Source organism: Brevundimonas guildfordensis, from assembly GCF_014836405.1.
Classification (GTDB): domain Bacteria; phylum Pseudomonadota; class Alphaproteobacteria; order Caulobacterales; family Caulobacteraceae; genus Brevundimonas; species Brevundimonas guildfordensis.
In genome coordinates, this window is the sequence record NZ_JACSQU010000002.1 from 490012 (window position 1) to 510744 (window position 20733).

Below are 20733 nucleotides of genomic sequence, written 5' to 3' on the forward strand. Positions count from 1 at the left end.
GCCTCCCGAAATCGGACCGAAATGTCGACCGTGGCCGCTGCTGAACCTCTTTCGTTTCAGGACCTGATCCTGACCCTGCACCACTATTGGAGCGATCAGGGCTGCGCCATTCTGCAGCCCTATGACATCGAGGTCGGCGCCGGCACCCTGCACCCCGCCACCGTGCTGCGGGCGCTGGGCAAGAAGCCGTGGAAGGCCGCCTATGTGCAGCCGTCGCGCCGCCCCGGCGACGGCCGATACGGCGAAAACCCCAACCGGCTGCAGCACTATTACCAGTATCAGGTCATCCTGAAGCCGAACCCGGACAACCTGCAGGAGCTGTATCTGAACTCCTTGCGCGCCATCGGCATCGACCCCAGCCTGCACGACATCCGCTTCGTCGAGGACGACTGGGAGAACCCCACCGTCGGCGCCTGGGGGCTGGGCTGGGAGGTCTGGTGCGACGGCATGGAGGTGACGCAGTTCACCTATTTCCAGGGCGTCGGCGGCATCGAGGTCGACGTCGTCTCGGGCGAGCTGACCTACGGGCTGGAGCGTCTGGCCATGTATGTTCAGGGCGTCGACAACGTCTATGATCTGAAGTTCAACAAGGAGGGCCTGACCTATGGCGAAGTCTTCCTCGAGAACGAGCGCCAGCAGTCGGAAGCCAACTTCCACGGCTATGACGTCGCCGCGCTGAAGCGCCGCTTCGAGGACATGGAGCGCGAGGCCGCCCACTTCCTGACCATGAAGGGGCCGCAGGGGCAGCCGCTGGTGCTGGCCGCCTATGACCAGGTGCTGAAGGCCTCGCACCTGTTCAACCTGATGGACGCCCGCGGCGCCATCGCCGTCGCCGAACGCCAGAGCTACATCGGCCGCATCCGCGACCTGTGCAAAGCCTGCGCCCTCGCTCAAGTCGAACACGAACGGGCGACCGCCTGATGTCCCAGCTTCTCCTCGAAATCTTCTCCGAAGAAATCCCCGCCCGCATGCAGCCCGGCGCCGCGCGCGACCTGGAGCGCATGGCCTCCGACCGTCTGAAGGCCGCGGGCCTGACCTGGGACGCGCTGACCACCTATGCCGGGCCGCGCCGCCTGACGCTGGTCATCGACGGCCTGCCCGCCGCCACGCCCGACCGCAATGAAGAACTGAAGGGGCCCAAAACCTCGGCCCCCGCACAGGCGCTGGAAGGCTTCCTGCGCAAGACCGGCCTGACGCAGGACCAACTGGTCGAGCGCGACGGCGTCTGGTTCGCGCAGATCAGCAGCAAGGGCCGCGCGACCACCGAAGTCGTGGCCGAGAGCGTCGACGACATCATCCGCCATTTCCCCTGGCCCAAGTCGATGCGCTGGGGCACGGGGACCCTGCGCTGGGTGCGGCCGATCAAGCGCATTCTGGCCCTGTTCGACGGGGCGGTGATTCCGTTCGAGGTCGACGGCATCCCATCGGGCGACGTGACCGAGGGCCACCGCTTCATGGGCGCGGGTCAGCCGTTCGCGGTCAAGGACTTCGCCGACTACCGCACCAAGCTGGAGCGCAACTTCGTCCTGCTGGACGCCGCCGACCGCAAGCTGCGCATCCTCGAGGGCGCCCGCGCCGTGTGCGCGGCCAAGGGGCTGGCCCTGGTCGATGACGACGGCCTGCTGGACGAGGTGTCGGGCCTGGCCGAATGGCCGACGCCGATCCTGGGCGACATGGACCCGCAGTTCCTGGCCCTGCCGCCGGAAGTGGTCCAGCTGTCGATGAAGGTGCACCAGAAGTATTTCGCCGTGCGCGAACCGGGCAAGGACGGGCTGGCTCCGCACTTCGTCGTCGTCGCCAACGTCGAGGCGACCGACGGTGGCGCGGCTCTGGCGGCGGGCAACGCCAAGGTGCTGTCGGCGCGTCTGAGCGACGCCGAGTTCTTCTGGACCGAGGACCAGAAGGTCGGCTTCGACGCCTGGAACGCCAAGCTGAAGGATGTCACCTTCCACGCCAAGCTGGGCACGCTGGCCGAGCGGGTCGACCGCATCGCCGCCCTGGCGCGCGAGATCGCCCCGCTGGTCGGCGCCGATCCGGCTCAGGCCGAACAGGCCGCGCGCCTGTCCAAGGCCGACCTAGCCTCGGGCATGGTCGGCGAGTTCCCGGAACTTCAGGGGATCATGGGCGGCTACTACGCCCGTCTGGCCGGTCAGCCCGACGCCGTGGCCGACGCCATCCGCGACCACTACAAGCCGCAGGGGCCGGGCGACACCGTCCCGACCGCCCCGGTCACCGTCGCCGTCGCCATGGCTGAAAAGCTGGACACCCTGGTCGGCTTCTTCGCCATCGACGAAAAGCCCACGGGCTCGAAGGACCCCTACGCCCTGCGCCGCGCGGCGCTGGGCGTGATCCGGCTGGTGCTGGAGAACGGGGTGCGGATGCCGCTGCAGGGCATGACGTTCGTCGCCGGCGAATACCTGTCAGGCATGCGCAATCTTGAGAAGCTGCCGAACTATGATCGCGCCTCTGTGGTTCGTAAGGCGGTTCTGGGCAAGGAAGAGGTCGAAGCGGATCGCAACCGTATCGCGGCCATGCTTGACGGGGCTGATGGCGCCGATTGGCAACATGGCGCGCTGGATTATCAGGCTGGCCTCACACAGCTTGGCTGGGATGTCCTCGCCTTCTTCGCCGACCGCCTGACCGTCCTCCTGCGCGACAAGGGCCAGCGTCACGACCTCGTGGCGGCCGTCTTCGCGCTGGGCGACGACGATCTGGTGCGGATCGTGCGTCGGGTGGAGGCGCTGGCCGCCTTCCTGGCGACGGACGACGGGGCCAACCTGCTGGCGGGCTACAAGCGCGCCGCCCAACTGCTCAAGGCCGAGGAGAAGAAGGGACCGCTGCCGGAAGGCGCCGTCGCCACCGGCCTGCCGAACCAGCCGGCGGAAGAGACCGCCCTGGCCTTCGCCGCCGCCGCCGCCGCCTCGGCCGTGGACGCCGCGCTGGAAGCCGAGGACTTCGCCGCCGCCATGACGGCGCTGGCGCGCCTTCGCGCTCCGGTGGACGCCTTCTTCACCGCCGTCATGGTCAACTCCGACGTGGCCGAAGAGCGCGAAAACCGCCTGAAGCTGCTGGGCCAGGTGCGCAATGTCATGAACCGCGTCGCCGACTTCGGCCAGATCGCGGGCTAACGCGCTCAAGCAGCCGGAGGCGTTAGCGCATAAAAACCATCCTTCTCCCCTTGTGGGAGAGGGATCAGGCCACCGCATAGCGGGCGGTGATGCCGTCCGGCTGGAAGTCGTGCTGCGCCAGCCTGTCCAGCGACGCCAGAACGCGGGCGAGGAAATCCTTCGGGTCGCCGTCCTCGATCGCCGGGCGCAGCCAGTCGGTGACGACGGCGCGCGCCGGATAGGTCCCGACCGGGCCGCGGACGCTCAAGGCGACCTCTATCCCCTCGGCGATCCAGCCCGCCACGGCGACAAAGAACTCCATCCCCGCCAGGAAGTCGGAGCGGCGCAGGACATAGAGGGTGATCACCCCGTCCTCGACCCCGTCGGGCCGCACGATCACGCCGCTGCGGTCCGGCCGCCAGTCATCCGACAGCTCGACCGCCCGCCACAGGCAGAACCAGACGCGACACGTCTGCGGCCGGATGGCGTGCACCGAACATCCGGCCCCGTCGACGCAATAACCGCACAGCTCGCCCGTCGGCTTGGCCAATTCAGGCAGGTCCAGCGGGATCACGCGGCAGCACTCGACACAGCCGCCGCAGGTCCGGTCGGGAAGGAGGGGAAGGCTCATGCCCGCCCCTTACCCGAAAACCCGGCGAAATGCGCCGGATGTCGATCGCCCCGGGCGAGACTACCGGATCTGGTCATGAGGATTGTGGTGGTGGCGGACAGAGAGGAAGTCATTTTTCCTCGTAAATCCAACACCTTGATGCGTCTAACGGGGTGTAACCCCCATATTGAAATCCTTAGGGATTTTTCCCGTTTGGCTAACTACTCGGGAGGCATCTCGGCCACGAAAAACCCCGCCAGCGTTGCAGCGCTCGGCGGGGTTCGAATGGACTTGGCACAACACTCAAGGCCGCAGGAAAACTACTCCCTGCTCGGTTCGGCCGCAACGCCGGAGGCTCGCCGATGAGCCGCCGTCTCGATCCTGAAAACTTTGTCGCCGAAAAGCTGGCCTGGCATCAGCGGATCGCGAGCGATCCTAAGATCAGCCTCCAAGCCAAGGCCGTCGCCGGCTTCATCATGCACGACCTGAACCCTTGCGAGGGCGGCGCGTGGCGCGGTCAGGAGAGCATGGCGACCAGTCTGGGGGTCAGCCCTCGCCAACTGCGTCGTCACCTCGATGAGCTTCAGTCCGCCGACTATCTGGAGGTCGAGGTCCGTCGAGGGCGCGGTCGCACCAACATCTGCCGAGCGACCTTGCCCGGCGAGGCGGCTGAGACGCCGCAAAAGCGGTCATCCGTGACCGCTCAAGCCAGCGCAAACCGGTCACCGACGACCGCTCAACCGCCAGAAAACCGGACATCAGCGACTCCAAAACCGGTCACCGATGACCGACAATACCTTTATGATCCCATTAAAAGATTTCGCGTCGCGGCAAACCGACGGCCGGACGGCGACGAAGGGACGCCGGCGCGGGCCGCTCCGTTCGTTCAGGCCGACATCCGGCAGGCGGTCGTCCGGATCGCGGGCGAAGGTGCGGCGGTGAGCTATCTGGATCGCGCCAGATGGGAGCCCGACGGCCAGCGCATCGTCTGCACCAGCCCCACTGCTTTCGCTCGGCTGAAAGACCTTGTCGGTCGTCCGCTTGCGGAGAGAGGCGTGTCCATCGCTCTGGCGGCCTGCGAAGCTAGACGCCTTGCGGCTTGATAAGGGCGTTGCGGCGAATGTCTGCGACATTCGCCGCAATCTATGCGTCGATTGAGTCTTGTTCTTGCGGCGAATAACGCCCACATTCACCGCGGAAGGTGCGGCAAATATGACTTACATCCACGAACGGGCTGGCTGGCCCAACCTGACCTGGGATGACGGTGCCCTTGCCCAACCGCTTGCGGCTGTGCGCCATCGCCAAGGTAGGCTGATCGGGCGGATGGAGGCCCTGGGCTTTCCGCTACGCGAGGAGGCCGTCCTGCGTACCCTGACCGAGGATGTGTTGAAATCCAGCGAGATCGAGGGCGAAGTCCTCGATCGCGAACAGGTTCGCTCCTCCATCGCCCGCCGCCTGGGTATGGACGTTGTCGGTGTGGTGCCGGCAGATCGCGATGTCGAGGGCGTCGTCGAGATGATGCTCGACGCCACCCAGAACTACGCTCAGCCGCTTACGACCGACCGCGTGTTCGGGTGGCACGCCGCCCTGTTTCCGACGGGACGCAGCGGCATGAACCGGATCACCGTCGGGGCCTGGCGCTTGCCCGAGGGTGACCCCATGCAGGTTGTGTCTGGTCCGATCGGACGCGAGCGCGTCCACTATGAGGCCCCGGCCGCTGACCGCCTCGACGCCGAAATGACGGCTTTTCTGCACTGGTTCGAGACTGCGACGCCCGACCCGGTACTTAAGGCGGGCGTCGCCCACCTATGGTTCGTCACTAATCACCCCTTCGACGACGGCAACGGCCGCATCGCCCGCGCCATCGCGGACCTCGCCCTGGCCCGCGCTGAAGGCACCGCCCAGCGGTTCTACAGCATGTCCGCCCAAATCCGTGCGGAGCGTAAGGCCTACTACGAGATGCTGGAAGCGACCCAGAAAGGCTACCTGGACATCACCGCTTGGCTGCTCTGGTTCATCGCCTGCCTCGACCGCGCCTTCGACGGCGCTGAGACGATCCTGGCCAGCGTCTTGCGCAAGGCTCGCTTCTGGGAGGCCTTGGTGGATCATCCGCTGAACGAACGCCAGAGGAAGGTGCTGAACCGCCTACTCGACGGCTTTGAGGGCAAACTGACCAACGCCAAATGGGCGGCGCTGGCGAAGACTTCGTCTGACACCGCATTGCGGGACATCAGCGACCTGATGCAACGAGGAATCCTAGAGAGGGACGCCGGGGGCGGGCGGAGTACGAGCTATTGCCTCGCTAGCATCACCCCTCTCGACTTGAGGAGGCCCAAAGACCGCTCGTGACTCAAAGCGGCGCTTGACGGCGTCCGCTTCAGGTAGGTGCTCATCATTCGTCATTCGTCATTCGTCATTCGCCAGTCGCCTATGTCACCGGATGGGCGCTAGTCTAGTTTAGCCGCCTCGGACTAATCGCTTGCTGGTCGTGGAGGCGGCGAGTTTCTTTGTCGGGATCAAGGCACGGGTGGTGCGCTCACGACGCCGCGTGTCGGGTTTGGTCGGTGGGCGCAGATAGGCGTCTTGAGAATCGTCCATCGCCCACAGCCACGGTGTGTGGTGAGGAACCGCCGTCGTCCCTGTCAGGACCGAGGTATAGCATTTGTTGCGATACCCCATGATGTCGGCCTTCTTGTCCTTCTTCCACTGCAGGAAGATCTTGTTCACGGCCTCGATATCAAAGGACGGATAGTCGCTCTGTGCGATCAGGCGGGCGATATAGGCCCCTTGGAATTCATAAGCGTCGGCGTCACACGCAATCTTCAGTTCCTCGTCGCGCCAGTGCTGGTTCAAGGCCTCCATCACGGTCCGATCCGGCAGCGAAATGCGGCCCATGATCATGTCGCGCGTCAGCCAGGCCTGAGCATCAAACAGATTGAAGCTGTACCAGAGGTCCTGCATCCCCAGATAGAAGAGCTGCGGATTGGGGGTATAGGCGACCCCCTCGTACAGATCCTGCGGCCACAGGCGGTTCTGCGTCTTCAGGCGCAGGTCGTCGGTCAGGAAGGGGAAGTCGTGACGATAGCCGGTGCACAGGATGATCGCATCCACGCGCTTGGTGCTGCCGTCCTTGAAGTGGGCGAGGTTGCCCTCGACGCGAACAAGCTGCTGCTTCTCTTCCCAGTTCTCGGGCCAGACATAGCCCATGGGCTTGGTGCGGTAGCAGGTGGTTACGGACTCAGCGCCGTACTTGTAGCACTGCGAGCCGATGTCCTCGGCCGAGTAGCTGGAGCCGACCAGCAGGACGTCCTTGTCCTTGAACTCCATCGCATCGCGGAAGTCGTGGGCGTGCAGAATGCGCCCCGGGAAGCTCGCGAAACCCGGGAACTCCGGCATGTTCGGCGTCGAGAAATGGCCCGTAGCCACGATGACGTGGTCGTATTCCTCTTGCGTCAAGGTGTCGGCGGAATAGTCCATCGCCGTGACCGTGAACTTGCGCGTCGCCTCGTCAAAGGTGACGGCTTTTACGGCATTGTTGAAGCGGATGTACTGGCGCACACCGGCCTTGGCGACCCGCCCCTGGATATAGTCTCTCAGGACTTCGCGCGGCGGATAGGACGAGATCGGGCGCTTGAAATGCTCGTCAAAACTATAGTCGGCGAATTCGAGGCATTCCTTCGGTCCGTTGGACCAGAGGTAGCGGTACATGCTGCCGTGAACCTGCTCGCCGTTCTCGTCCAGGCCCGTGCGCCAAGTGTAGTTCCACATGCCGCCCCAGTCCTTCTGCTTTTCGTAGCAGACGATGTCGGGGATGGCGGCTCCCTTTTCGGCAGCGGCCTGGAAGGCGCGAAGCTGGGCCAGACCTGAAGGGCCGGCGCCGATGATGGCGATACGTTTTTGATGGGGCATGAAACACCTGCAGACGCGTGTAGGAACGCAGCGCGACCTCGGGTCACGGTGCAAGAAGACTGGTTGTGCGGGGGTGTCAGGCGAATGAGGGCGGAATGTGCCGTTGGCGAGCCGTGGCAACACTCAGATTGCTGGCTCCAATAATCTTGATCCGCGACGTCACCGGCGGCTGACAAATAGAGATCATCGCAACAAAACGAATGTAATCCCTGCAAAGGCGGCGTGCAAACTTAACGACCGATGAACTCATTATTCTAATAATATTTTCTAACATCGATGATTATTACATTCATTCTTTCCGTTACATATGCTCATATTCATATATCATACTAATCTGTGCTGCAAATTTGCTACTGTCTTGTGTCCCTGATCTCGACTGAATCGGGGCCGTTTTTCGGCGTGGGACGGGGCGATATCACGCCTCACGAAGTCAAAAATCGCGGACTTAAGAGGACTGGAAACGCAGCGTTCAGTTCGCAGAAGGATGAGGCGCCAGAGTTCCGCTGTAACCCCCACCATAACTGGGCGGAGGGGGGCGCGCCTGAGACATCACCTGGCCCTACAGCCGCCGCGAGAGACGCCTCGTCATCCGCTTGAATGCAAGGGTCGAGGAACGGCGGTCACGATCGACGATCACAAGCCCGTGAGCCTGCCGAGATCAACGGCCGCCAATACGGGGCGACGCCGAGACCCGAAGTCCGTCTTTAACTAGGCGACGATCTTACGGGTATCGACGCCTGCTCGGGCGATGACGACCCGACCGACGACAAGGCCCAGGAGTGCGGCGCATTCGAAGTGGGGGTGGCGTTTCCGGAATGGCCCCTATGCTCAAAAGGAGGTTTGGGGGCTAATAGCTGGACCTGACTCATCGCGGCCTTTGGCGACGTCCGTTTTCGGGCAAGGCGTCGATCAACTGCTGAATGCGCAAGTCTGACTTAACCGGCGTTGGCGACGTCCGTTTTCGTGCATTTATCGACTTGCTAGAAAGAAATCGGAACACGGATCGTAATTTATCAATATGCGACCGAAGGCGTCGCAACAGGGGAGCCGTGACGTCCTGGGCCGCTGCTTTCTTGCAGGGAAGCTTGGACGGAGCCCCTGTGGGGCGGGAATGTTTCTGAGCTTTAGCGAAGGACCCGTGCCGGGCATATCGAAGCGGCTTTTAATCCAGGTCCTGGCGCAACTGTCAGACCACTTTAGTCCAAGCCCCCGTCAGGCTCGATTGCATCCTCAGGCAGGAAGGGTGGGCGCAGGCGTCAGCCGCCAGCCCGGGCGCCGGCCTGCAGCCCACTCAATGAAAACGACATCGCCGAGAAGGCTGATGTCTGTTTGCCTGCCGCTAGCGGCCGGAACATCCAACTCATGATTGTTCGCGAGCCGCACCCTGAGGCCGCCCCGGGAGAGGAGCGCGACAACATGGGCCGCCATGCCGATTGGAGTGTAAGCCCGAGGGGCTTGCCGCGTCGCCGTGATATCCACCTTAGTCATTCGCTTGTCCTTGGGGCTTGGCCGCGGCGCCGATAGGAACCGCCACTCCATCGACGACGAGCGTCGCCTTCACTCCGGCTTGAATGTCTTCAAGTGCGATGGCGAGCGCGGTTTCGAAGGCGGCGCTACGATCCATGTAGTCGCCGATATGCCGTCGCGCGCGGCTGACTTCCCATACTCCGCTACGGGGTTTGACGACGACCGGGATTTCATTCGTGGCGATAGGCGGCTCTGTCCGAGAGATCGTCGTTGCCAACGAGGGAAGGCGCGAGGGTAGGTCGCTCCGCTGTTCGTTGAGCTTCAGAACCTGCCGGACAAAGGCTTCGGCATAATCCTCAGCATCGGTGTGGTCATGCTGATGGGAGTTTCGGCCTTTGGGCCAGAAGGTCTTTGTGAGGCGATCTGCAAGCGAAGGGTCGGCTTGCGCCAACTCCGCCAGGAGAAATTGGAGGATGCGCTCGTGTGCGAGGACTCGACGCTCCAAATCGGTTTCTTGGGGTGGCATTGGAGGATGGGGAGGGGTCAAATCTCCCGCTCGCGGTTCAGCTGCCTGTCTCGAAAAGGCGTGCAGGCGGCGTCACGACAAATAGGAACGCCGCGCACAAAACCAGCGTCACAGCAGAGATTCAATCAGCGTTATCCGGGCCCGCCAAATCATATTCCGCAGATAACGGGTTGCGGCCTCATTTGCCGGGGCTTGCCCTGTTAGGGTTTCCAGGGACACGAGAGGTAAGAGCGATGAAAGAATCCAAGGGAAAGCCGAAGAAGGCCAAACCTAAGACCAATGTATCCAATCCGAGCGTGAAGAACTTGGTCGACAAGGCTTCCGTCTTATCGAAACAGTCGAAATAATTCAGGCCCGCTGGTCAGCAGCGGGCCTGAATTATCAGACTTCCGCGCGATTATTATTTTCTGACCTTGCGCCGACAATGATCAGCTCCCATATCCAGTTTGTCGATCTTCTTGCGTAACGCTGCTGCCCTTTTCTGCACGACGCACAGAGGTTCAAAAGCCGATCCCATCCAGACCCGACAGGCTTCAGAGGTTTTCTCTGCCGCCAACGCTATATGAAGGTCTGAAAATGGCTACCGGCACAGTGAAATGGTACAATTCAACCAAGGGTTACGGCTTTATCGCGCCCGACGACGGAGGCAAGGATGTCTTCGTGCACGCTTCCGCTATAGAAGCCTCCGAGTTTTCTTCTCTTAATGAGGGGCAAAAGCTCAACTTCGAGGTCGAACTGGACGCTCGCAGCGGTAAGGAATCCGCAGCCCGCCTTGCGGTGGCGGCCTAGGGCGACATCGTCTCCTTTCGCGATGACAGGATCTCGTTCGACGGCGTGGTGACTGGCCTGCTTCCTCTGGGAGCACGCCGAGTCAGGTTGGAAAACGGCCATGTCATCACGGTCCTGCCCAGCCTTCATCGACAGCTCAGGACCAGCGCCCTGGGCGACGAGGTCAGGGTTGAGATCGGCTTCAACCAGTTGAAGGGGTGGCGCTTGACGCGTCGCCCCGACTCTCCGGCGGAGGGACGCGCCTGTGTCGCCTCTGGCTGAGAAACTGCCCCTGATGAGTGATGCGGACCTGTCGGCCCTGCGCGTCAATGCGCAGCGGCTGGTTCTGCACGGTCTGCCGCCGCAAATCGCGGCGGCGGCCGAGCTTCTCCCGCTGATCGACGCCGAGGGCGCCAGGCGCGCCGCTCTTCCCAAGGCGCCTGCGATGAAAGCGGCTCGCATGCCCCGGAAAAGGGCGACTTCGCCTGCGTCGGGGCATCAGACGGCCTTGCCGTCGCATTCGAAAGGCTCCCGATGATCGAAGAAAACTTCGTGCGACTGTACGCCTATGATTTTGTCCAGATGGCTGTGCGATCGGGTCTGGGCCAGGACGTCGATGCGGCATTGCAACGGCGACTGGCGGAAGCGCGAACACATGCCGTCGTTATGGATAGCCACAAAAGCAAGGGGCATCTCGCCGCCTTGATCAACCGGGTTCGAGACGAGGCGAGCCGTGTCGACAGCCGCGCGGTGCGCTATGGGGACGACCCAGCGTTGGCGGCCCATCAGCGGTTCCGTTTCCTCTCGGACGTCGCCGAGGCTTTGGACGCGCCTCCCCCAACGCGTTCGCCAGATCGGCTCTCCGCCCGGCGGGCGGCAGACGACGCCAACCCCCGTAACGTCAAGGCGCAGGCCGATACGCAACATGTCGATTGAAGGCCGGGCGCCCCGGCTGGCTGTGCTGATCGACGCCGAGAACGCCTCTCCGAAGATCGCCGAAGCCCTGTTCACCGAGATCGCCGCTTTAGGCGAAGCATCGGCGCGCCGCATCTACGGCGATTTCGCCAGTCCGCAGATTGCCGGCTGGACAAAGGTACTGGCGCGGTTCGCCATTCAGCCCCAGCAGAATTTCGCCAACACCAAGGGCAAGAACTCGGGCGACATCGCGCTGGTCATCGACGCCATGGATCTCCTGCATTCCGGCCGGTTCGACGGCTTTTGCCTGGTCTCGTCGGACGCTGACTTCACCCGCCTTGCATCGCGCATTCGCGAAGAGGGCGTCGATGTCTATGGCTTCGGAGAGCAGAAGACACCCGAGAGTTTCCGCCAGGCCTGTACCCGCTTCATCTATACCGAGAATCTGAGCCTTCCCGGCGAAGGGGATGTCGATCCCTCGAAAATCGTCCGCCGCTCTAGCGACAGCAAGCGGAGACCGGCGGAAGCTGCGCGGCTGATCGCCACTGTGATCGCCGACATGGACGAGGACGGAGACGGGTGGGTCGCCGTGGGCGGTCTCGGCAACCGACTTCGCAACGCCTACCCTGATTTCGACCAGCGGACATACGGATACGCCAAGCTATCCGATCTCATTCGGGCGACAGGGCGCTTCGAGGTACAGACCAACAGCAGCGGCGTCATGCGTATACGCGACTTGGCCTGACAGGAGCGGCGATGCGCAGCGATATGTCTGCGATTGATGTCCGCGTTCCCCAACCGCACGCCGATGCCGCCATCAACGGCCACGCCGAGGCGGCCTTGCAATCGACGCGCGTAGAGCATGGTGGTCTCCAGTTCAGGGGGTGAGGTTGGCCAGAAGCACTGGGCTCAAGCGCCACAGACGAAAACGAGCATTGTTCGATAAGCGCGCCAATTGATGGGGCCGCTGGGTCAGTTCCGTGCAAGGGTCACTGATGGAGCCCTTAGGAAAGAAGATCAGACGCTAGATGCGCTTTGGCGCGGCCTTTATGGCCAACCGCTTCCCGTCACTGGCGCAGCCGAGGCGGCTCTCAAGATCATTCTGGAAACCATGAGGCCGCCATGTCTGCAGAAACCCGCCGCGGGCCCTCCCTCTGGAGGCTGTCGCCCTTTGAGATCACCCTCCTCGTTCTGAGCATGTCATGCTTTGGAGGGGCCGCCTGGACCGTTCACCTATTCTAGCAAGGCGTTAGCTAGCTGCCTGAACGACGCCTCGAGGGCATCCTACGCTAGATGAAAGGCGTTTAGGCTCCCCTCACAGGGGAGTGGGTTTCGTGCATAGGAAGCCGGCGATTGAGAGGGCCCTCGAACTTGCAGAAGGCGGAAACTTTCGCATTCCGAGTGAAGTGCGAAAGGCTCTCATCAGAGAAGGTTACACCCGGTCCGAAATCTATGGACTGGAAGGCAAGGCGACTTGGCGACAGCTACGCGAGAAATGCGCGGAACATTGGCGCCAGACTGTCGATACGGAAAGCGCGTTTGAGGCGGACTTCACGTCCAACACAACGACGTCGTGCTGGAAACGGCGCTTCGGCGCCTGCATTAGTGGACGTGCCTGGAAGCGCTGGGTACATGGCTTTCAATACGTCTCTTGTTGGCTTGGAGCCAATGACCGCTAGCGGCGCGCTGCTGACCTTAGCTGTGGGCAGCGCGTGCTTGGCACCCAAGCTGCATTTGTTGAATGCGGAACCGGTCATTAAAATTGAGCCTTCCGGTGAGCGGCGCCGGGTTTGGAGCGACGCGGAAAAAGCGGCGATCCTGGAGGAGGCGTTTGCGCCGGGGGCGAACACCTCGGAGGTGGGGCGGCGTTACGGGGTCTCGTCGGGCTTGATCTATACGTGGCGCGCCACGGCACTCGCGCGGCTACCACCCGATGGTCGCCCCCGCCGCGTTGGACGACATAGCCGGCGAGCCGGTCGAAGGCTTGTTCATCGGACGTAGCAGCCGAGCCGAGGTGGCGAGAATTAACCACAGTGGTGTCTGTCCATAGGGGGCAGCTTATCTTAGCTCCGATCACGGCGCGCTGTCTTCTGGCCGCCAACCCGCCGTTAGGCTAAGCCCGGTAAACGCATAGACAGCCGCAAGCTTTGGGATCGCGAGGCGCTCGATAGCGCATTCTGGGCCTTGCCAGAGGACGGTCCAGATCCTCAGGACAACCCATGGGATGTAGCGGCGTGAGGAAAAAGCCGCTCCACGTTTCCTACTACCGCGACGTACGGGGGAAGGTGCGGTGGCGCTTTCGCCGTGTTGGTTTCCCGGAATCCCAAACAACCGAAACGTTTGGCTCTGAGGGATGGTGGGCTTGGTATGCGGCTGCTTCGAACGCCCAGCCGGTCAAGATCGGCGCGAGCCGGGTCAAGCCAGGATCCATCCACGCGTTAGGCGTGGCCTACTATGGGTCGGGTGACTTTCTTGGACTCAAGCCGAACACCCAGCGCACCTACAAAGGCATCTTTGATCGATACCGGGACAAGTACGGCGACAACCCCGTAGCCATGCTCGAAGCGCGGCACATTCGCGGGTAAATGGATAAGATGGCTGCCACCCCGGCGGCAGCGAACAACATGCTGAAGGTGCTGCGAGCTGTAATGCGCTTCGCTGTGGACCGCGGATTTGCTCGTACCGACCCCACCGTGGGCGTGCGAATGCTTCGATACAAGAGCGAGGGTTTTCATGCGTGGACCGAGCATGAGATCGAAGCGTTCGAGGCCAAATGGCCAGTCGGAACGAATGAGCGGCTTGGGTTCGACCTCCTCCTTTACACCGCTCAGCGCTCAGGCGACGTGCGGCAGATGACCGTTCATCAAATCCTGGATGGTCGGGTTCTCGTTCGTCAGGAAAAGACCGGGCAACTGGTCGACATCCCGCAGCATCCGAACCTCCAGGCGTCTCTAGCAGCGCGGAAGATCGAGCACCTAGCGCTGCTCACGACACGCCAAGGCAAACCTTTCACTGAGAAGGGTTTTGGAAATTGGGTGAGCAAGGCAGCCGAGCGTGCAGGACTGCCTCATTGCTCTGCTCATGGGCTGCGGAAAGCGGCGGCTCGGAGATTGGCGGAGGCCGGCTGTACGGCCCACGAGATCATGTCGATCACGGGCCACCAAAGTTTGAAGGAGGTGGAGCGCTACACGCGCGAAGTCGCCCGGCGCGGGTTGGCCGATACAGCGATGAACCGCATCGCTTGATGCACGAAACCAGACGCTTCTGTCTAACTCTCAACCTTAGGTTAGACAATTCTTAGGATATCATAATGAATTATAACGATAAATTTCGGCGGGTGGCGGACAGAGAGGGATTCGAACCCTCGATAGAGTTGCCCCTATACACGCGTTCCAGGCGTGCGCCTTCAACCACTCGGCCACCTGTCCATTCCACCTGAGGCCCGGATGCGTCCGGGGCGGAACCGTCGGGAGCGGACCGACGGGAGGGGCTGATTAGAGCATGACGACCCCATGGGCAAGCGCCCTTGAAGCCTCCATATAGGCGAAGACGCTGTTTTCTCGGAGTTCGCCCCATGTTGTTGAAGAAGAATGCTGAACTGCCCACGCAGGAGACGGCTCTGCCGGGCCGGGCCGAGGCGCTGGCGACCGATGAGACCCACTTCGTGCTGGGCCATGCGCTGAAGGGGCCGCATCCGGCGGGGATGCAGACGGCCGTGTTCGGCATGGGCTGTTTCTGGGGCGTGGAGCGGGTGTTCTGGCGACTGCCGGGCGTGTGGGTCACGTCGGCGGGCTATGCGGGCGGGATCTCGCCCAATCCGACCTATGAAGAGGTCTGCTCGGGCCGGACCGGCCACGCCGAGGTGGTGCAGGTGGTGTTCGATCCCGCCCAGATCACCTACGGCGACCTGCTGAAGGCCTTCTGGGAGAACCACGACCCGACGCAGGGCATGCGTCAGGGCAACGATCTGGGCACCCAGTATCGCTCGGCCATCTATACGCTGAATGACGATCAGCAGGCGGAGGCCGAGGCGTCGCGCGACGCCTATCAGGCGGCGCTGAACGCGGCGGGGCGAGGGGCCATTACGACCGAGATCGAACCGGCGGGGCCGTACTACTTCGCCGAGGCTTACCATCAGGGCTATCTGGCCAAGAACCCGGCCGGCTATTGCGGCATCGGCGGGACCGGCGTGGTTTGCCCGATCGGCCTCGGCGTCGGGGCCTGAAGCATGGATCGCGCGGGGGTAGGGGGCGTCTGTCTGGCTTTTCCGGGCGTCACGGTGGATCACCCGTTCGGGGGTGATCACGACGCCTATAAGGTCGGCGGCAAGATGTTCGCCATCACCGGCGCCGAGGGCGGGCTGTCGTTCAAGGTGTCGGACATCGCCTATGAGGTGCTGACGGAAACCGGGCGGGCGGCGCCGGCGCCCTATCTGGCGCGGGCGAAGTGGGTGCATCTGGCCGACCCTGGCGGCTGGCCGGACGACGAGCTGGCCGACCACCTGCAGACGGCCCACGCCTTGATCGCCGCCAAGCTGACGAAGAAGGCGCGGGCCGAACTGGGCTTGTAAGCGTGTCTGGCCTTCTGCTCGCAATCGGATGGCCCATGCGGGCCTCTAGCGCGAGCGGCGCCCTGGCGTGTTTCTGAGCTCAGGGCTTCAGCGGCACTGTTCCAGGAAGCGGGCGGCGCGGCTTTCAGAGCCCGGTTGGGCCGCCATGACCGCGCGCTGGTCGTCGTTCCAGACCGCCAGCCAGCCGAGGCGGTCAAAGCGCTGGAAAACCGGATGCGACGCGGGCGCCGTGGCGACCAGATACAGGCCGTCGTGCATGTCCGAGGGTTCGACCTGGGCGGGGAAGGTCTCGCTGTCGCCCCCCGATTCCACCGTCAGGGAGCGTCGCTGCGGCGCGCGGTCGGTCGCCAGCGACAGGCCGATCTTGCCTGATCCCGGGGCGCACATGAGGCTGAGCGGCACGTCGTCGGACTGAGCCATGCCGTAGGACAGGCGCGGTTCGTCCGGATCATCGTTCAGAAACCAGTCGTAGCCGGCGACCGGCAGGGGCGCAGCGCTGGTCGCCATAGGCGCGACTGTAGGCGCGCAAGCGCTGAGCGCGGCCGCGCTTGCGAAGGCTGCGGCGGTCAGCCGGTTAGCGAGGCGCATATCGATCCCTATCCGGTGCACAGTTCGGCGAACCGGCGCAGTTTGGACAGATTCGCGCGGTCGATTTCCACCGTCTGGGACTGGTCGCCCAGCGTGAGCGTCAGCCGCCCCGAGGCCAGAAATGCGGCGAAGACGGGATGGTCGGCGCGCACCGCCGCCTCCAGCCGGCCGCGTCTCGCGCGGGCTTCGACCTCGGCCGAGGCCGCGCCCGAGCGGATCGTGGCGAACCCGTCGGCGCCGGGCGCGTCATGGAAGGCCAGGCGCACGATGCTGGAGCCTGGCGCGCACTCCAGCGTGGTGCGAAGGCGCGGCGTGTCAGGGATTTCATTGGCCAGGACCAGAGGACCATCGCCGCTGTATAGCGTCCAGGTCCAGCCTTCGGCTGCGCGCGGCGTTCGCGCGGTCGACGCGGCTTGAGGCCGTTCGGCCGGCGGTTGGGCGCCGCTCTGAGGCCCGGTCTGCACGGCCAGGGCGACGAGCATGGCCTGGGACAGGCTGAGCAGTGAGGTCATGTTTCAGCCCCCGCTGAGGAAAACCGGGGGACTGTGATCACGCGTGTCCCGAAGCGCAATAGCTAAGAAAGCCCTGAACCAGGCGCCGCTCAGCGCGGGTGGCGGTGAGCTGACGGTCGCCTGCCTCGGTCTGGACGGTCATGCGGCCGCCGCTCGCCAGACCGGAAAGGGCGCTGTCATTGAGCGGCAGTCGCGTCTCGAACGCCTCGCCGTTGGACAGCGGGTCGATGGGTTGCGGGCCATGAGAGGCCAGGATCAGGCCGGCGCTGCGCGGCTGGACGTCGCCATAGACGACGGCCGAGCGCTCGCCAGGCTCGCACGTGAGCATCAGGGCCAACTGGTCGGAATTCGGCAGTCCATAGGCCAGCTTGGCCATCGGCCCTTCGCGCAGCAGATGCCAGCCGGCGACAGCCTCCTCGCCGCTACGGGGCGTGGACGGGGAGTAGGTCGTGGCATGGGCCGCGACGGCGGCCAGACCCACGGCGGCCAGGATAGGAAGGACAGATTTACGCATGACAAGCTCACTCGCGTTCGACAGAGCAAACGCGGGTCGCTTGTTAAGGGTTCACGGCTCCGCTGGATCGCGCGCGATTCAGTGATGGAGTGCGGCTGAAATCACACGTTTCGGTGAACGCGGATCAGAACGGGCTGAACCGCTCGACCAGGGATTGGGCGGCGGGCGTCGCCTGCATCCGGCTGATGTCGCCGCGCCCGCCGTAGCTGATGCGCGCCTCGGCGATCTGGCTGTGGCGGATGGTGTTGGCGCTGGAGATGTCCTCAGGGCGGACGATGCCGGCCACGGTCAGCTCGCGCACCTCGCGGTTGGTGCGCACTTCTTGCCGACCCTGGATGACCAGGTTGCCGTTGGGCATGACGGCGGTGACGACGGCGGCGACTGTCAGGTTCACCCGCTCCGAACGATTGACGCTGCCCGAACCGTTGGCGTTCACCGCGCCTTCGGTGCCGATCATGTTGGCGGCGTCGAAGCCGCCAGGGAAGGCGCGGCCCAGGCTGTTCTCCAGACCGAAGAAGTTGGTCACCCCGCCCGAGGCGCTGTTGGTGCGGTTGCGCTGGGTGGAGTTCTGGGTCTGGGCGCGGTCGTTGATGTCGATGGCGACGGTCAGGATGTCGCCGACGCGGCGCGCCCGCTGGTCGCCGAAGAAGCTGCGCGAGCCGGTGCGCCACAGGCTGTTGGCGCTGGCCGAGGTCGGCTCGGGCAGATAGGCCTGCTCGATCGGGACCAGGGCCGCCGGATAGCCGATGGGCGCCAGTTCCGGACCCTTCACCGCCTCGATGGCGGTGGAGCAGGCGGCCAGCGAAAGCGCGGACAGGGACAGGGCGATGAGGGGCAGGGTGCGCATGATGTCTCTCTCGCTTAGCGGGCGGCGAACTGTTGGGGGTTGCGGCGGGCCATCTGGGCGGCGGGTCCGGCGACGGCCCGGCCGGGGGCCACGGCCACGGCGTCGATGGTGCGGTTGGACTGCACGTTCAGGATCGGCACGGCCTCGCCTGCCGAGGCGTTGCGTGTCGCCTTGCCGGTGACGGTCAGTTCGACGCCGTCGCTCAGATAGGCGACCTCGACCATGTCGTTGCGGGCGATGACCTGGGGCGAGGCCAGGTCGCGCTGGGCCACGGGCGAGCCGGCGCGCAGGGCGCGCTTGGCCTGAAGGCCGATGACCGCTTCGGCGTCCTGGGGCGCTCCGGCGCTGGCCAGGTGCGACTGGACCGAAGCCCAGATGACGTCCTCGGGCTGGATGACCTCGCCGGCGGCCAGGCTTCGGGCGTAGGTCAGGACCTCGACGCTGGCGCTGGCGCGCGCCGCCACGCTGGCGATGGCGGGACGGGCCGAGGCTTCAGCCGACACGGCGCCGCCTTCGCGCACCACGATGCGGCGCAGGCCGGCGGGGTTGCTCCATTCCAGCCCGGCGCGCCGGGCCGCGATCTGCACCTGGGAGGCTTCCAGCACGGCGGTGGCGCCGGCGCGGCGGCCCACCACGACATCGGCGGCGCCGCCGGCGTTGTCGAACAGGTCGCCCAGGGTGATGCGGCCGTCATCGTCGACCGGATCGGGCAGCAGACTGACCGGCCCGGCCAGCGCCGGGACGGCGAGGGCGGTCAGGGCGGCGGCCAGGACGGGGGCGAGGATCAGGACGCGCTTCATGGCTTAGCTCTTCACCTGGGCGGTGACGGCCAGCATGTCGTCGGCGGTGGTGATGACCTTGGAGTTCATCTCATAGGCGCGCTGGGCCACGATCAGGGCGGTGATTTCGCTGACGGCGTCGACGTTCGAGGCCTCGGTGTAGTGCTGCAGCAAATTGCCGTAGCCGACCTCGCCCGGCACGCCGATCGTGGCGGGGCCCGAGGCCGCCGTCTCCAGCAGCAGGTTGTCGCCGATGGCTTCCAGCCCGGCTTCGTTGAAGAAGGTCGCCAGCTCCAGCTGGCCCACGACCTGCGGTTCGGGCTCGCCCTGGGTGGTGACCTGGACCTGGCCCGACTTGGAGATGGTGACGTCCAGCGCGTCCTGCGGAATGGCGATGGCGGGCTCGACCGCATAGCCGTCGTCGGTCACCAGCTGGCCTTCGCCGTTGATGGTGAAGTTGCCGGCCCGGGTATAGGCCAGCTCGCCCGACGGCATGGTGATCTGGAAATAGCCCTTGCCCTGGATGGCGATGTCGTAGGTGTTGCCGGTGCGGTTGGGGCTGCCCTGTTCGGTGATGCGGTAGACGCTGCCCGCCTTGACGCCCGAGCCGATCTGGATGCCGGTCGGCACCACGGTGCCCTGCGACGAGGACTGGGCCCCCATGCGCTCGACGTTCTGGTACAGCAGGTCCTGGAACTCGGCCCGCTGACGCTTGAAGCCGACCGTGTTCATGTTGGCGATGTTGTTGGAGATGACCTCCACGTTCAGCTGCTGGGCGGCCATGCCGGTGGCGGCGGTGCGAAGCGCGCGCATGTCTCAGCTCTCCCTTACTAAACCCGGCCGAGCCGCTCGACCGAGCGGCGCGACAGGTCGTTGTTGTTCTCGATCATCTTGGTCACGCGCTCATAGGCGCGGTTGATCTCGATGAGATTGGTGATTTCGACCAGGGTGTTGACGTTGGAACCTTCCAGCATCCCCTGACGGATCTGGGCGTCGGTCGCGTCCATCGGCTGGGCGTTGGACGTGTTGCGGTAGAGGCCGTCGCCGGACTTCTGCAGCACCGACAGGGCGTCGAAGCGCACCACGGTCAGGCGGCCGACAGGCTGGCCTTCCTGGCTGACCGTGCCGTCGTGGGCGACGCTGGCTGGGCCGCGCTGCGGGTCCAGCACCAACTCGGCGCCGTCGGCCAGGACGGGCAGGCCCTGCTTGGTCGTCAGTCGGCCTTCCGGATCGGTGACGAAGGCGCCGTTGCGGGTGTAGGCGGGGCCGGTCGGGGTCTGCACCGTGAAGAAGGCGCCCTCGCCTTCGATGGCGAAGTCCAGGTCGCGGCCCGTCTGCTTCAGAGACCCTTGGCCGAAGTCGCGGCCGACGCCCTTGTCCAGCACGAAACTGGCCGAGGGGCGGATGGCGTCGTTGCGGGCGCGCTGGCCGATCTCGGTCCCGACCATCAGCTGTTCGACCTTGAAGCCGGTGGTGTCGGCGTTGGCGACGTTGTTGGCCACGATGTCCAGCTCGCGGCGAAGCGTCATCTGACGTGACAATCCGATATAGGCGGCGTTTTCCACGAGCGGGCTCCTTTCGCCCTTTCCCGTCGCAACGACCGTGCCAACAGGGTTAATGC

Annotated in this window: 22 protein-coding genes and 1 tRNA gene; 12 read left to right on the top strand and 11 right to left on the bottom strand. The window is 64.3% G+C overall.

Annotated elements, in window-relative coordinates:
* Positions 1-21 precede the first annotated feature (21 nt).
* Positions 22-921: a glycine--tRNA ligase subunit alpha gene (locus H9656_RS10955; RefSeq protein ID WP_225212443.1), complete on the top strand. Its 900-nt coding sequence runs from the start codon at positions 22-24 to the stop codon at positions 919-921.
* Positions 921-3128 carry a glycine--tRNA ligase subunit beta gene (gene glyS, locus H9656_RS10960; protein ID WP_191744274.1) on the top strand — a complete coding sequence of 736 codons (2208 nt, stop codon included), beginning with the start codon at positions 921-923 and terminating at the stop codon, positions 3126-3128. Before H9656_RS10955 ends, glyS begins: the two co-directional genes overlap by 1 nt.
* Positions 3129-3192: 64 nt before the next feature.
* Here the strand turns inward: glyS and H9656_RS10965 are convergent, their stop codons facing one another.
* Entirely contained in the window at positions 3193-3738 is a 546-nt protein-coding gene (locus H9656_RS10965) for a hypothetical protein (protein ID WP_191744275.1), read from the bottom strand.
* 341 nt (positions 3739-4079) lie between these two features.
* Between H9656_RS10965 and H9656_RS10970 the strand changes: the two genes are divergently transcribed.
* Positions 4080-4820, top strand: coding sequence for a helix-turn-helix domain-containing protein (locus tag H9656_RS10970; protein ID WP_191744276.1), 741 nt, complete (start codon positions 4080-4082; stop codon positions 4818-4820).
* A 109-nt stretch (positions 4821-4929) separates the two neighbouring features.
* Entirely contained in the window at positions 4930-6066 is a 1137-nt protein-coding gene (locus H9656_RS10975; RefSeq protein ID WP_191744277.1) for a Fic family protein, read from the top strand.
* Between the two features lie 108 nt (positions 6067-6174).
* Here H9656_RS10975 and H9656_RS10980 read toward each other — a convergent pair whose 3' ends face one another.
* Positions 6175-7626 carry a flavin-containing monooxygenase gene (locus H9656_RS10980; RefSeq protein ID WP_191744278.1) on the bottom strand — a complete coding sequence of 484 codons (1452 nt, stop codon included), beginning with the start codon at positions 7624-7626 and terminating at the stop codon, positions 6175-6177.
* Between the two features lie 1480 nt (positions 7627-9106).
* On the bottom strand, positions 9107-9598 hold the full coding sequence (locus tag H9656_RS10985) for a hypothetical protein (protein WP_191744279.1): 492 nt from the start codon (positions 9596-9598) through the stop codon (positions 9107-9109).
* A gap of 597 nt (positions 9599-10195) precedes the next feature.
* Between H9656_RS10985 and H9656_RS10990 the strand changes: the two genes are divergently transcribed.
* The 6 genes from H9656_RS10990 to H9656_RS11015 all read left to right on the top strand — a co-directional run bounded on the left by H9656_RS10990 (position 10196) and on the right by H9656_RS11015 (position 14547).
* Positions 10196-10408, top strand: a complete 213-nt coding sequence (locus H9656_RS10990) for a cold-shock protein (protein ID WP_191744280.1) — start codon at positions 10196-10198, stop codon at positions 10406-10408.
* Positions 10409-10921: 513 nt separating this feature from the next.
* On the top strand, positions 10922-11323 hold the full coding sequence (locus H9656_RS10995) for a hypothetical protein (protein ID WP_191744281.1): 402 nt from the start codon (positions 10922-10924) through the stop codon (positions 11321-11323).
* Complete coding sequence (locus H9656_RS11000) at positions 11313-12047, top strand: NYN domain-containing protein (RefSeq protein ID WP_191744282.1); 735 nt, start codon at positions 11313-11315, stop codon at positions 12045-12047. The genes H9656_RS10995 and H9656_RS11000 overlap by 11 nt, the downstream gene beginning before the upstream one ends.
* Before the next feature lie 923 nt (positions 12048-12970).
* Positions 12971-13303, top strand: coding sequence for a transposase (locus tag H9656_RS14325; protein ID WP_191744413.1), 333 nt, complete (start codon positions 12971-12973; stop codon positions 13301-13303).
* A 233-nt stretch (positions 13304-13536) separates the two neighbouring features.
* Positions 13537-13887 carry a hypothetical protein gene (locus H9656_RS11010; protein ID WP_191744283.1) on the top strand — a complete coding sequence of 117 codons (351 nt, stop codon included), beginning with the start codon at positions 13537-13539 and terminating at the stop codon, positions 13885-13887.
* A gap of 9 nt (positions 13888-13896) precedes the next feature.
* Positions 13897-14547 (top strand): tyrosine-type recombinase/integrase, encoded by a 651-nt coding sequence (locus H9656_RS11015; RefSeq protein ID WP_191744284.1) that lies wholly within the window; start codon positions 13897-13899, stop codon positions 14545-14547.
* Positions 14548-14640: 93 nt separating this feature from the next.
* On the opposite strand, the gene H9656_RS11020 is transcribed toward H9656_RS11015, so the two are convergent.
* Positions 14641-14730: transfer RNA gene (locus H9656_RS11020), tRNA-Ser, on the bottom strand.
* 146 nt (positions 14731-14876) lie between these two features.
* Here H9656_RS11020 and msrA point away from each other — a divergent pair.
* Entirely contained in the window at positions 14877-15527 is a 651-nt protein-coding gene (msrA, locus tag H9656_RS11025) for a peptide-methionine (S)-S-oxide reductase MsrA (protein ID WP_191744285.1), read from the top strand.
* 3 nt (positions 15528-15530) lie between these two features.
* Positions 15531-15872, top strand: a complete 342-nt coding sequence (locus tag H9656_RS11030) for an MmcQ/YjbR family DNA-binding protein (protein ID WP_191744286.1) — start codon at positions 15531-15533, stop codon at positions 15870-15872.
* A gap of 87 nt (positions 15873-15959) precedes the next feature.
* Here the strand turns inward: H9656_RS11030 and H9656_RS11035 are convergent, their stop codons facing one another.
* The 7 genes from H9656_RS11035 to flgF form a co-directional block, all read right to left on the bottom strand.
* A complete protein-coding gene (locus H9656_RS11035) occupies positions 15960-16379 on the bottom strand; it encodes a hypothetical protein (protein WP_225212444.1) in 420 nt (139 codons plus the stop codon).
* Positions 16380-16468: 89 nt separating this feature from the next.
* A complete protein-coding gene (locus tag H9656_RS11040; protein ID WP_191744288.1) occupies positions 16469-16972 on the bottom strand; it encodes a hypothetical protein in 504 nt (167 codons plus the stop codon).
* 37 nt (positions 16973-17009) lie between these two features.
* A complete protein-coding gene (locus tag H9656_RS11045) occupies positions 17010-17486 on the bottom strand; it encodes a hypothetical protein (protein WP_191744289.1) in 477 nt (158 codons plus the stop codon).
* A gap of 124 nt (positions 17487-17610) precedes the next feature.
* Entirely contained in the window at positions 17611-18333 is a 723-nt protein-coding gene (gene flgH / locus H9656_RS11050; protein WP_191744290.1) for a flagellar basal body L-ring protein FlgH, read from the bottom strand.
* Between the two features lie 14 nt (positions 18334-18347).
* A complete protein-coding gene (gene flgA / locus H9656_RS11055; protein ID WP_191744291.1) occupies positions 18348-19133 on the bottom strand; it encodes a flagellar basal body P-ring formation chaperone FlgA in 786 nt (261 codons plus the stop codon).
* 3 nt (positions 19134-19136) lie between these two features.
* A complete protein-coding gene (gene flgG / locus H9656_RS11060) occupies positions 19137-19925 on the bottom strand; it encodes a flagellar basal-body rod protein FlgG (RefSeq protein WP_191744292.1) in 789 nt (262 codons plus the stop codon).
* A gap of 17 nt (positions 19926-19942) precedes the next feature.
* Positions 19943-20677, bottom strand: a complete 735-nt coding sequence (flgF, locus tag H9656_RS11065; RefSeq protein WP_191744293.1) for a flagellar basal-body rod protein FlgF — start codon at positions 20675-20677, stop codon at positions 19943-19945.
* Positions 20678-20733: the final 56 nt, after the last annotated feature.

What these genes read in the sequence shown, in the direction of transcription:
- H9656_RS14325 (WP_191744413.1), top strand. Translation starts at nt 12,971, where the DNA reads ATGACCGCTAGCGGCGCGCTGCTGACCTTAGCTGTGGGCAGCGCGTGC.
- H9656_RS10995 (WP_191744281.1), top strand. Translation starts at nt 10,922, where the DNA reads ATGATCGAAGAAAACTTCGTGCGACTGTACGCCTATGATTTTGTCCAG.
- H9656_RS11000 (WP_191744282.1), top strand. Translation starts at nt 11,313, where the DNA reads ATGTCGATTGAAGGCCGGGCGCCCCGGCTGGCTGTGCTGATCGACGCC.
- H9656_RS11030 (WP_191744286.1), top strand. Translation starts at nt 15,531, where the DNA reads ATGGATCGCGCGGGGGTAGGGGGCGTCTGTCTGGCTTTTCCGGGCGTC.
- H9656_RS10975 (WP_191744277.1), top strand. Translation starts at nt 4,930, where the DNA reads ATGACTTACATCCACGAACGGGCTGGCTGGCCCAACCTGACCTGGGAT.
- H9656_RS10955 (WP_225212443.1), top strand. Translation starts at nt 22, where the DNA reads ATGTCGACCGTGGCCGCTGCTGAACCTCTTTCGTTTCAGGACCTGATC.
- glyS (WP_191744274.1), top strand. Translation starts at nt 921, where the DNA reads ATGTCCCAGCTTCTCCTCGAAATCTTCTCCGAAGAAATCCCCGCCCGC.
- flgA (WP_191744291.1), bottom strand. Translation starts at nt 19,133, where the DNA reads ATGAAGCGCGTCCTGATCCTCGCCCCCGTCCTGGCCGCCGCCCTGACC.
- H9656_RS11035 (WP_225212444.1), bottom strand. Translation starts at nt 16,379, where the DNA reads ATGGCGACCAGCGCTGCGCCCCTGCCGGTCGCCGGCTACGACTGGTTT.
- msrA (WP_191744285.1), top strand. Translation starts at nt 14,877, where the DNA reads ATGTTGTTGAAGAAGAATGCTGAACTGCCCACGCAGGAGACGGCTCTG.
- H9656_RS10965 (WP_191744275.1), bottom strand. Translation starts at nt 3,738, where the DNA reads ATGAGCCTTCCCCTCCTTCCCGACCGGACCTGCGGCGGCTGTGTCGAG.
- flgH (WP_191744290.1), bottom strand. Translation starts at nt 18,333, where the DNA reads ATGCGCACCCTGCCCCTCATCGCCCTGTCCCTGTCCGCGCTTTCGCTG.
- H9656_RS11015 (WP_191744284.1), top strand. Translation starts at nt 13,897, where the DNA reads ATGGCTGCCACCCCGGCGGCAGCGAACAACATGCTGAAGGTGCTGCGA.
- H9656_RS11045 (WP_191744289.1), bottom strand. Translation starts at nt 17,486, where the DNA reads ATGCGTAAATCTGTCCTTCCTATCCTGGCCGCCGTGGGTCTGGCCGCC.
- H9656_RS10990 (WP_191744280.1), top strand. Translation starts at nt 10,196, where the DNA reads ATGGCTACCGGCACAGTGAAATGGTACAATTCAACCAAGGGTTACGGC.
- flgG (WP_191744292.1), bottom strand. Translation starts at nt 19,925, where the DNA reads ATGCGCGCGCTTCGCACCGCCGCCACCGGCATGGCCGCCCAGCAGCTG.
- H9656_RS10980 (WP_191744278.1), bottom strand. Translation starts at nt 7,626, where the DNA reads ATGCCCCATCAAAAACGTATCGCCATCATCGGCGCCGGCCCTTCAGGT.
- H9656_RS10970 (WP_191744276.1), top strand. Translation starts at nt 4,080, where the DNA reads ATGAGCCGCCGTCTCGATCCTGAAAACTTTGTCGCCGAAAAGCTGGCC.
- H9656_RS11040 (WP_191744288.1), bottom strand. Translation starts at nt 16,972, where the DNA reads ATGACCTCACTGCTCAGCCTGTCCCAGGCCATGCTCGTCGCCCTGGCC.